At 72.4% G+C, this 7350-nt stretch carries 8 protein-coding genes; 4 read left to right on the forward strand and 4 right to left on the reverse strand.

Going from position 1 to position 7350, the window contains the following annotated elements; translation table 11 throughout:
* Positions 1–441 (forward strand): hypothetical protein (locus ABYE80_RS14460; protein WP_372790989.1); only part of this gene is annotated, 441 nt, incomplete at its 5' end.
* A gap of 9 nt (positions 442–450) precedes the next feature.
* Here the strand turns inward: ABYE80_RS14460 and ABYE80_RS14465 are convergent.
* On the reverse strand, positions 451–1686 hold the full coding sequence (locus ABYE80_RS14465; RefSeq protein WP_372790990.1) for a cytochrome P450: 1236 nt from the start codon (positions 1684–1686) through the stop codon (positions 451–453).
* Positions 1687–1786: 100 nt separating this feature from the next.
* Between ABYE80_RS14465 and ABYE80_RS14470 the strand changes: the two genes are divergently transcribed.
* Together ABYE80_RS14470 and ABYE80_RS14475 are read left to right on the forward strand one after the other, a co-directional pair.
* Positions 1787–3199: an MmgE/PrpD family protein gene (locus ABYE80_RS14470; RefSeq protein WP_372790991.1), complete on the forward strand. Its 1413-nt coding sequence runs from the start codon at positions 1787–1789 to the stop codon at positions 3197–3199.
* On the forward strand, positions 3196–3681 hold the full coding sequence (locus ABYE80_RS14475) for a hypothetical protein (RefSeq protein ID WP_372790992.1): 486 nt from the start codon (positions 3196–3198) through the stop codon (positions 3679–3681). Before ABYE80_RS14470 ends, ABYE80_RS14475 begins: the two co-directional genes overlap by 4 nt.
* Positions 3682–3687: 6 nt before the next feature.
* On the opposite strand, the gene ABYE80_RS14480 is transcribed toward ABYE80_RS14475, so the two are convergent.
* Genes ABYE80_RS14480 through ABYE80_RS14490 form a run of 3 tightly spaced genes read right to left on the reverse strand, consistent with a single transcriptional unit; the run spans position 3688 to position 6664 of the window.
* Positions 3688–4656 carry an Abi-alpha family protein gene (locus ABYE80_RS14480; RefSeq protein WP_372790993.1) on the reverse strand — a complete coding sequence of 323 codons (969 nt, stop codon included), beginning with the start codon at positions 4654–4656 and terminating at the stop codon, positions 3688–3690.
* Positions 4653–5960: a hypothetical protein gene (locus ABYE80_RS14485; protein ID WP_372790994.1), complete on the reverse strand. Its 1308-nt coding sequence runs from the start codon at positions 5958–5960 to the stop codon at positions 4653–4655. The genes ABYE80_RS14480 and ABYE80_RS14485 overlap by 4 nt, the downstream gene beginning before the upstream one ends.
* A gap of 29 nt (positions 5961–5989) precedes the next feature.
* Positions 5990–6664 (reverse strand): DUF3159 domain-containing protein, encoded by a 675-nt coding sequence (locus ABYE80_RS14490; protein ID WP_372790995.1) that lies wholly within the window; start codon positions 6662–6664, stop codon positions 5990–5992.
* 75 nt (positions 6665–6739) lie between these two features.
* Here ABYE80_RS14490 and ABYE80_RS14495 point away from each other — a divergent pair.
* On the forward strand, positions 6740–7350 hold a 611-nt coding region (locus ABYE80_RS14495; RefSeq protein ID WP_372790996.1), incomplete at its 3' end, for a DNA glycosylase AlkZ-like family protein.

The raw sequence follows: 7350 nt of genomic DNA on the forward strand, positions 1-7350 counted from the left end.
ACCGCCGCCCCGTTCTTCGACGACACGCTGATCAACGAGGGCTCGGCCGAGAACGTCGACTCGGCGACGACCGTCGCCGGTCTGCTCGGGCTCGATCCCCCCGCGCAGAACGACGGCCGTTTCCTCTCCGAGGCCTTCGACCTCGCCCGGCTTCCGGGACGCGGCGGCCCGGAGCAGCTCCCGAAGCTCCGCATCTCGCGTCCCAAGCGGGGCGTGCTGCGGATCCGCACCTTCCGGGTCCGTCAGCGCGAGGCCGACGTCACGGTCAAGGACCTGCGCACCAAGCGCATCCGCCGCGTCAAGCGCGCGGTCGCGCTGCGCGAGGTGCTGTTCAAGGGCCGGCCCGGGCGCCGCTACGAGGTCCGGGTCCGGACCACGAGCCCGATCACCGGTGGTCGGTCCGCGTTCGTGAAGAAGCGCATCACGGTCCGCTCGCGCTGAGCTACGACCCTAGGGACGCAGCCGCACCGGCAGCGTCGTGAGCTGGTTGATGAAGATCGCCTGGGCCATCTTCGGCTCTCCGGCGATCTCCATGTCCGGGTAGCGCTTCAGCGTCTCCTCGATCATGACCCGCAGCTCGAGGCGGGCGAGCGCGGTGCCGAGGCAGAAGTGGCGGCCGCCGGCGCCGAAGGCCTGGTGCTCGGGCTTGCGGGTCACGTCGAAGCGGTCGGGGTCCTCGTAGACGGCTTCGTCGCGTCCGCTGGACGGGTACCACATGACGACCTTGTCGCCCTTCTTGATCGGGCAGCCGCCGAGCTCCGTGTCCTTCGTCGCGGTCCGCCGGAAGTGCGCGAAGGCGGGAAACATCCGCAGCGCTTCCTCGACCGCGTCGGGGATCAGCGACGGGTCGTCGAGCAGCAGTTGGCGCTGGTCGGGGTTCTCGATGATCGCCCGCATGCCGCTGCTGTAGGTGGCCTTGGTGCTGTCGTTGCCCGCGGTCATCAGCAGGATGAATCCCATGACGATCTCGTGCTCGGTGAGCTTCTCGCCGTCGATCTCCGCGTTGACGAGCACGCTGGTGAGGTCGTCGCGGGGCTCGGCGCGTCGTTCGGCGATGAGCTTCTGGCAGCGCGCGACGATCTCGGGGAGGTCGCGTTCCATGACGGTGGCGGGACCTTCGGGGTTGACGTTCGGGTCGTCGGCGCTGACGAGCGCGAACATCAGCCGCGCCCAGACGACGTCGTCCTCCTCGTCGATGCCCATGAACGACCCGATGACGCGGGCGACGATCGGCTGCGCGACGTCGTTCACCAGGTCGACCGTCTCGCGGTCGGCGATGCCGTCGAGCACGCGGCAGGCGATCTCCCGGATGGTGTCCTCGTGCTCGGCGGTGCGCTTGGGGGTGAAGCCGCGCTGGAACAGGGCCTTGATCCGATCGTGCTTCGGCGGGTCCATGCCGATGAACATGCCGTTCTGGACCTCGACCGGGAAGAACTTCGCCGGGTTGGCGAGCATGCCGCCGACCTCGGAGGAGAAGGTCTGCCAGTCGCGGCTGACGGTGTGGATGAACTCCTGGTTGAGCACCGACCAGAAGCCGGGCTCCTCCGGGTAGTCCGACATCCCGGTGCTCCAGTGCACCGGGCACGCTCCCCGCAGTCGCCGGAACTCCTCGAGCGGCGGGCCGTCGCTCCACAGCTCGCGGTCCGCGATGCGGACCTCCTCGACGGGGATCTCACGGGTGGCCATGGTGCGACAGTGCCGAAAACTTGACACCGTGTCAAGTATGCGGCGCCTGCTTGCCGGATGGCGGCGCCACGAGCCGCACCGGACCTGCCAGTGTCTCTGCATGAGCACCCCGTCGCAGGATCTCGCCCGGTTCGCCGCCGAGTTGCGCGCCGAGGACCTCCCCGACGAGGTGCGTGGCGCCGCCGGGCTGCACGTCCTCGACACCATCGGCTGCGGGCTCGCCGCGCTGGCGACCGGTCAGGGCGGTGCGGTGCTCGGTGCGGCCACCGAGGAGGGGTCGACCGGAACGGCGACGGGCATCGGCGCGGATCACGGACTGCCTTCTGCCGACGCGGCCCTGGTGAACGGGACGCTCTGCCACGCCCTGGACTACGACGACACCCACGCGGCCTCGGTCGTGCACGTCAGCACGACGGTCGTGCCCGCCGCGCTCGCGGCAGGGCAGCAGGCCGGCGCCGGCGGCGCCGACGTCCTGCGTGCCGTCGTCGCCGGGGCGGAGACCGCCACCCGCATCGGAATGGCGGCCCGCGGCCGGTTCCACGCGCGCGGCCTGCACCCGACCGGGGTCTGCGGGGTGTTCGGGGCCGCGGTCGCCGCCGCCGTCGTCCGCGGACTCGACGCCGATCGGGTGGCCGCCGCGGTCGGGATCGCCGGCAGCATGGCCGGCGGGCTCCTGGAGTTCCTGGCCGACGGGTCGGGGACGAAGCCGCTCCACGCGGGCTGGGCGGCGCACGCCGGTGTGGTCGCCGCTCGGCTCGCGGCGCACGGCGCGACCGGCCCGGCCTCGGTGCTCGAGGGCGAGAAGGGCTTCTTCGCGACCTACCTGCACGGGGAGGCCGTCGACATCGCGGCGCAGACCGACGACCTCGGCGTCCGCTGGGAGACGCCCGCGATCGCGTTCAAGCCCTACCCGGTCTGCCACTACGCCCACGCCCCGCTCGACGCCCTGGACCGGCTCAACGGCGAGCACCGGTTGCGGCCCGACGACGTCGCGGAGATCGTCGCCGTCACCGACGCCACCGGCATCGGCCTGGTCCTCGAGCCCGTCGAGGTCAAGCGCGCTCCGAGGACCCCGCACGGCGCGAAGTTCAGCCTGCCGTACTGCCTGGCCCACCTCCTGGTGCACGGCAGCCTGGACGTTGCGTCCTTCACCCCCCAGGCGATCCGCGATCCGGCCGTGCTCGCGGTCGCCGCACGCGTCACCTACGAGCGCGCCGACCACGACGCGGCGCCCGACGCCTTCCCCGGTGGTGTCCGCGTCACGCTCCGCGACGGCCGGGTCCTGGCGGCCGAGGTGCAGCACCAACGCGGTGGCGTGCACGCCCCGATGACCGACCGCGAGATCCTGGAGAAGTGGCGCCGGGGAGCCCTCCTGGCGCTCCCGCCGGAGGCCGTGGAGACCCTCGAGCACGCGCTGCTGCATCTCGGCGAGCAGGAGGACCTGGCGGCGGTGCGCCTGCTCTCCCGCGCGGCTTCCCCGAGCGACGTCCGGCCCGCCACACTGTCGACATGACCGCGAGCAAGCCCGCGTCGCTGCGTCTCGTCCAGGGCGTGATCCTGCTCGCGGGCGCCCTGGTCCTGGCCACCGCGGTCGACCGTGCGACGCTGTCCTTCTTCTGGACGCCGCTGGTGCTCGGGCTGACCTACCTCGTCGCGGCCGCCGCGGGAGGACGCGAGGGCGGCTACTGGGCCACCGCGCTGCCGCTGACCGGCTGGGGCCTCGCCGTCGTGTGGATCGGTGAGGTGCGCCCGGAGGACGTGGACATCGCCGGGGCCTATCTCGCGGGGACCGGGCTGGGGCTCACCGCCGCCGCGGTCCTGGCCTCGCGCGGGGTCCCGATCGCCACGGCGGGACTGGCCGCCACCGTCGCCGCCGCGGGCCTGATCCTCGCGTTCTCGCCGCGGGCGGATGCCCTGACCGACGCCACGACGTACGCGATCGCCGTGGGCGCGGTCGGCGCGGTCAACGTCGCCCGCGGCCTGCTGGGCCGCTGAGGACCGTCAGGCCGGGAGCGCCGGCGGCTGCGGGCCGTCGACATCGACGTCCGCGGGCCTCGGGACGCCGTGGCGGGGGAGGGCCCCGTTGCCTGCAGGCGCTTCGATGCCCAGGCAGTCGTGGCAGAAGTCCTGGCCGAACGGGGTCAGGTGGATCGACCGTCGCACGATCTTCGCGAAGCGCACCGAGTGCATCGCCGCGAGAACGTCCGGTTGCGCCTCGATCACCTGATAGCGGTGGGCGTCGCGCAGCGTCTCGCGGGAGAACCAGATCATGCCCAGGCGGAAGAGGTTGTTGAGGTACGCGGGGACGCGGTCGAGGTAGCGCACGCCCGCGCGCGGCCCGATCATCGACAGCCCGGGTGCGACGAGCTCGGAGCTGAGCATGCCGATCGGCCCTCCGGTGCGGACGTCGACCGTCGGCTGCGGCCCCTCGAGTTGCAGCAGGCGCAGGATGCGGCCCTCGTCGGGGGCCAGCTCGTCCAGGATCCGCTCGTAGGCCGGGTGGGCGTGCTCCTCGTAGCGCACGTCGCTGGACTGCTGCAGGAGCGAGGTGCCCCGCCGGCGGAGCTCCTCCCGGGTCTCGTGGGCCGGGTCGCGTGGCGGCGCCGCCGCCGCGTCCTCCTGCCCGCGCGGGGTGACGGCGGACGCCACCGCCGACGCCATGCCCGTCGTTCGCGGCGCGACGCTCCGGACGCGCTCCTCGAGGTCGGTGACCCCCACGAGCTCACGCGCGTACCCGCGTACCGTGTCCTGGAGGTCGCTGGCCAGGGTGGCCGCCGACTCCGGCGAGACCGCCGCCTTCAGCAGGCGACGGGTCGCGCGCAGTCCGGTCGCCGCGGTCCACTCCGCGGTGTGCAGCCAGGCGCTCGCGGCGACGCGTGCCAGGCCCGGCACGACCTCCAGGCCCAGCGACGGTGAGGCTGCCGCCGGCGCGGCGGGGTCGGACTGCTGGCTCTCGGCGGGCTGGCTCATGCGGCGTACGTCCCGAAGATTGCCAGGTGGATGGCGCCGCCGGCCGCACCCATCACGGCTCCGTGGACGTACAGCATCCACTCGTCCTCCTTGATGGCCGAGCGCAGCATCTCCACGAAGTCGCTGGGCGGCATCTCGCGGGTCCGTGCGGCGATGAGCGCCTCGATGCGCTTGGCCTGGCGCTTGCTGAACTCGGGGTCCTGGAACGGCGCCATGGTGAACCCGACGGACTCCTCGGCGACCGATCTGCGGATGGCGTCGTACTCGCGGCCACCCACGGCGACGCGGACGGCACCACGCAGCGGGCCCGCGGCCCGGTCGATCGCCGGGCCCATCGCCTCGACGAGCATCTGCCGCGTACGGTCTCCGCGCGGGCCGTTGAGCAGGAAGTTGCCGATGTTCTCGAGCGTCACGACGTCGTCGGCGATGATGCCCGCGTAGACGTCGGCGACCTCGTTCTGGCGGCGCAGGAACAGCCCGTGGAGCTTGATGCCCCACACGCGCTTCTCCTCGACCGGTTCGAAGATCAGCGACATCCCGAGCAGGTTCGTGGTCCAGCCGACGATGACGCCGAGGATCGGCAGCAGCCACCACTGGTGGAAGGTGAAGTCCATGAGCGCGACGGGGATCCCGAGCACGAACCCGAACAGCGCGCCGAAGTTGACCATCAGGTTCAGCTCGCGCTGACCCACGTCCTTGAAGATCCGGTTGACCAGCGCCGGGTGCTTCTCGAAGTGATCGATGATCATGATCTTCGGGTCGAGCAGCTGGTCGATGTGCTCGCCGATCTCGTCGGTGATCTGCTTGACGATCGTCGGGAGCTGCTGGCGCACGCGGTCGTAGACCCCGGCGCGCACCGCGGGTGGGACGTCGGCCCAGAGCTGCGGGTGCTCGCGGGTCATCACGCGGTCGACGATGCCGGGGATCTCCGGCTCGAACATCGTGACGATGTGGTTGGCGATCTGGTCGGGCTCGAGCTGCTGGTAGAACTCGGCGGGCGTCCCGAGCTTCGCGATCGCCTTGTCGGTGGCGATCGAGCCCATCTTCGCCGCCCGCGCGGGCACGATGCCCTGCCAGCCGACGCCGCCCTGCATGATCCCCGGGACCTCCTGGAGCTTGCGCGGGAGCAACGTCGACACGGCGCGCAGGCCGGGGATCGTGAACCCGTGGAAGCGCACCGGGTTGAACAGCATGATCACGCCGCTCCAGTTGATCAGCCACCCGATGACCCCGGTGAAGATCGGGATCGTGATCAGGTGCAGCCAGTGGATCCCCTCCCCCGATGCGATGTGCAGCACGCCCACGGCGGTGACGGTACCGCCTTTGTGGAGCTTCAGGTGGCGGCTGGCGGCCCGCTTGCCGTCGCCGGGGCGTGCCCGCCGGGAACGGGGATGCCCCGCAGGAGCAGCCAGGCGAGCCAGGACGCCAGCGCGAACAGCGGCAGCCCCATCGCGACGCGGGCGACACCGAGCGCGACGAGGGCGTCGGCGAGGTAGAGCGGGAGCTGCACCGCCAGGCGCCCGAGGAAGACGACGACGAAGACCCAGCTGGCGCGTGTCGCCGCCTTGACGAAGACCGAGTCCTCCCGCCATGGCCCGGTCGGTGGATGGCCGTGCAACACCATCGTGAGGTACCCGACGATCGGCCGGCGCACGACGATCGAGACGGCGAAGACCGAGCCGTAGGCCGCGTTGGCGAGGAGGCCCGGAAGGAAGAAGTTCTCGGCCTTGCCGGTGCGTGCCGCGATGAAGGCGGCGAACGCGACGCCGATGAGACCGCTCAGCGCGTACTGCACGGTCTGGCCCCGGGCCAGGCGCGCGAGGGTCAGCAGGAGCGCGAGGCCGACCGCGACGATCGCGGCCAGGGTGGTGTCGCCCCCGGACGCCGTGGAGGCTGCCACGAACGCCGCCGCCGGCAGCGCCGACTCGGCGACGCCGAGGGGACCGCCGATCGCCTCGGCGAGTCCGGGCGGCGCGGTGGGCTGTGAGGAGGGCTCGGTGGTGGCCACGGTCCCAGGATGATGGCGTGCTCGACGCTCCGGCGCGCCCGGACCCGCCGCGTGGCGTGGCAGCATCGCGCAGCGATGTCCCGCACCGTTCCCCAGATCCCGGTCTCGCTCGCGCGCCGGATGGCGCTGCACGCGCAGGGCCTCGGGCCCGTGCGTCCGACGGGGTGGACCGCGCCCGACGGCACCGATGCGCAGCGCATCGGGCGCGTCGTCGAGCGCATCGGGTGCCTGCAGCTCGACCCGGTGTCGACGGTGGCCCGTTCGCCGCTGCTGGTGCTCCACGCCCGGCTCGGTGACTTCGACGACGCCGCGCTGGGTCAGGCGGCCTACGAGCGCCGGACGCTCTTCGAGTACTGGTGCCACGAGGCGTCGCTGTGCTTCGCGGGCGACCTGCCGCTGCACCGCGACTGGATGCGCCGGTACCTCGGTCGGCCCTCGCCCCGCGGCGAGCGCGCCCGGGCCTTCCTGGCGGAGAACACGGCGTTCGCCAGGAGCATCGTGCGGATGCTCGAGCGGGAGGGCCCGCTGCCCGCCGCCGCGCTCGAGGACCGATCGGCGCGGCCCTGGCGCCACGGGCACTGGACCGACGAGGTGTCCGGTCGGCAGACGGTCGCCCGGATGCTCGATCTGCTGTGGATGACCGGGAAGATCGGCATCGCCGACCGCGCCGCCCCCGGTGGCGCGCG

Source organism: Paraconexibacter sp. (assembly GCF_041602235.1).
In the GTDB taxonomy this organism is placed as follows: domain Bacteria; phylum Actinomycetota; class Thermoleophilia; order Solirubrobacterales; family Solirubrobacteraceae; genus Paraconexibacter.

Coding starts and splice junctions, on each gene's coding strand:
- ABYE80_RS14465 (WP_372790990.1), bottom strand. CDS start 1,686: ATGGCCACCCGTGAGATCCCCGTCGAGGAGGTCCGCATCGCGGACCGC.
- ABYE80_RS14470 (WP_372790991.1), top strand. CDS start 1,787: ATGAGCACCCCGTCGCAGGATCTCGCCCGGTTCGCCGCCGAGTTGCGC.
- ABYE80_RS14475 (WP_372790992.1), top strand. CDS start 3,196: ATGACCGCGAGCAAGCCCGCGTCGCTGCGTCTCGTCCAGGGCGTGATC.
- ABYE80_RS14480 (WP_372790993.1), bottom strand. CDS start 4,656: ATGAGCCAGCCCGCCGAGAGCCAGCAGTCCGACCCCGCCGCGCCGGCG.